Source organism: Fibrobacter sp. (genome assembly GCA_012523595.1).
GTDB lineage: Bacteria > Fibrobacterota > Chitinivibrionia > Chitinivibrionales > Chitinispirillaceae > JAAYIG01.
This window is the reverse complement of record JAAYIG010000248.1, coordinates 1-1574: the sequence shown is the minus strand read 5'-3', so window position 1 is coordinate 1574 and position 1574 is coordinate 1. Positions and strand designations below refer to the sequence as shown.

2 protein-coding genes are annotated in these 1574 nt (G+C 47.1%); both read left to right on the top strand.

What is annotated here, in order from left to right:
- Positions 1–1091 (top strand): carbohydrate-binding protein (locus GX089_17195; protein ID NLP04233.1); only part of this gene is annotated, 1091 nt, incomplete at its 5' end.
- Between the two features lie 358 nt (positions 1092–1449).
- On the top strand, positions 1450–1574 hold a 125-nt coding region (locus GX089_17190), incomplete at its 3' end, for a transcriptional regulator (protein ID NLP04232.1).

The window sequence follows — 1574 nt, the reverse complement described above, 5'->3', positions numbered from 1 at the left end:
TCCGTATGGTGAGGCTAAGAGAAGATATGATCACTACGATGGGGAGTGTTACTTCCAGAATACCGTTAGAGGGATTTATCGAGGGGCCATGGTTCTACAAGCGCGGGTCGATCTATTACATGGTTTATTCCGGATCATATCAAAGAATCAGCTATGCAACCAGCAACTCACCAACCGGACCCTGGAATTTTAAGGGCTATATTTTCGAAAGACCCAATATTGGTACTAATCACCCCGGTGTTGCTCACTACAAAGGTCGCAACTATATGTTCTATCACAACGGTGCATTGCCTGGCGGGGGAAGTTTCAAACGTTCGGTCTGCGTGGAGGAGTTCGACTACGGGGCTGACGGGAGCATTCCTGCTCTGACCATGACCCAACCGGGTCCCGCACCCGTTGGCACGCTCGATCCCTATAAACGGGTTGAGGCAGAGACTATTGCCTTCTCAAGAGGGCTCAAGACCGAGAAGTGCAATGATATCGGTGGTGGTCTCAACGTCACATCCATCAATAACGGGGACTACATCAAGGTCAGGGAGGTCGATTTCAAGGATGGTGCAGTTTCATTTGAGGCACGGGTTTCTTCATCGGGGGGCAACGCAAAGATCGAGCTTCGCCTCGGTGGTCAGACCGGTACACTGGTCGGGACCTGCGATGTTTCAGGGGCATCATCCTGGACTAACAAGACCTGTAATGTAACCGGGGCTACCGGCAAGCACGACCTGTTCTTGAAGTTCGTTGGTGGTTACGGCGATCTCTTCAAATTCAACTACTGGAAGTTTAATCCTGTTCCAACCGGGACAATCGATCAGCAAACTGCCGGAAAAAAGGCGGGCGGGTTTGAAGTATCGTTCGTTAATGGTGCAAACAAGGCATTGCGTCTTGACTTTTCACAGCCGGCTCAGCAGCCTCTGAGTGTTGACGTATACGATCTCTCAGGCAGATTTGTAACGACACTGTATTCCGGACTGGCACACACATCACAATTGACACTTCCGCTCAACGATGCAAGAATGCAGCGGGGAGTCTATATGATCAGAATGTCACTCGGCAGTCACACCGTTCAGGTCAAGTCGATAACTATGCAGTAATCAGGGTAACTTACATACATTTCCTCAGAAGCGAAAAATCACCTCTCTCCGGTTTAAAGAGAGGTGATTTTTTTATGGTGCGCCATAGGTTTTCGACCCCCATTTTGGCAATGTACTGTGATGCAGGAAGTTGCACTGTTTTTTAAAGGTTTTTATCAGTAAGCAGCTTTCTCGGTTAATTCTGAGAAAAACACCTCGCTTTTGTCATGCTGACCTTCCGGGAGAAAAAAATGAAAAATTTACTCCTGAATCAGCTGGTATTTACAATCTCCACTGCAATAATTAATATTATTCTTTACGGCTGAACCTTGTATTGTAAAGAAAATGTCCGTAAGGAGATTACCGGAGAAGAAGGTTTATGGAGAAACTGGAGAAAATCTACTCTCTTCATCGGATGCTTTCACACAGCAGATACCCTGTACCCCTGAAAAGAATCCTGGATGAGCTTCATTGCTCCAAGGCTACTTTTTATCGTCTGAAAGC